At 51.1% G+C, this 333-nt stretch carries 1 protein-coding gene; it reads right to left on the bottom strand.

The window, feature by feature from the left end; all coding sequences use genetic code 11:
* Positions 1 to 302, bottom strand: a 302-nt coding sequence (locus AB9F26_RS22405; protein ID WP_369769143.1) for a hypothetical protein, incomplete at its 3' end; no start/stop codon positions are given.
* Positions 303 to 333 lie beyond the last annotated feature (31 nt).

Below are 333 nucleotides of genomic sequence, written 5' to 3' on the forward strand. Positions count from 1 at the left end.
ACTTTCGCATTAGTGATATAAGATCCTAAAATAAGATCCGCGAACGAGCGATCCAAGGCTCCGTTCTGAGCATTGCGCTGTAAGTCCACGGAAATAGAGCGGATTCTTCCATCTTGTGTTTTGGTGGCCTTGACCAACGTCGCGACCTTCGCTCCAAATCCCGTAGAAATTGCCTTAAGGCCCTGCCGAAATGGGGCAGCGCCTTGCACCGCTTGGCACCAGCCAGCCATGCCTTCAACCAGACTTACAACACTTCCAGTATTCCCCAGGGAATTATCCCCATAGTGTCCCGCTATACTCACTTTACGCACCCCTTAAAAACTTGCTCGGGTG

The sequence above is a fragment of the Falsihalocynthiibacter sp. BN13B15 genome, from assembly GCF_041205415.1.
GTDB classification, from domain to species: Bacteria; Pseudomonadota; Alphaproteobacteria; order Rhodobacterales; family Rhodobacteraceae; genus Falsihalocynthiibacter; species Falsihalocynthiibacter arcticus.